The organism is Salicola sp. AFF1, from assembly GCF_056783195.1.
The window spans coordinates 1-262 of record NZ_JBXAYL010000185.1 but is presented as its reverse complement, the minus strand read 5'-3'; the positions used below and the strand labels follow the sequence as shown (position 1 = coordinate 262).

Here is a 262-nt window from a genome sequence, read left to right as displayed (position 1 = left end):
CTCAACCGCTACCTGGGCCTGAGCGAGCGCGAGATCGCCGCCCGGCTGGGTATTTCCAAGAGCCTGGTCGGCAAGCATGTGCTGCGCGCGGCGCTGTTGATCCAGCAGCATCAGCAGGGAGTGCATTGATGAGCTGCGATTGCCGTGGGCAGATCGCGCCCGCCGTTGTCACAACAGGAAGGCGCACCCGTTCGTGGTGCGGCAGGCCACAACCATGAACACGTCCGAACCCTCGCCGCGTCAGGCCAGGCAGGCGTTGCGC

The 262-nt window shown here is 66.0% G+C and carries 1 protein-coding gene; it reads left to right on the top strand.

What is annotated here, in order from left to right; genetic code table 11:
• Positions 1–12: 12 nt before the first annotated feature.
• Complete coding sequence (locus tag AC1RQI_RS17270; protein WP_481905840.1) at positions 13–129, top strand: hypothetical protein; 117 nt, start codon at positions 13–15, stop codon at positions 127–129.
• The last annotated feature ends 133 nt before the right edge of the window (positions 130–262 follow it).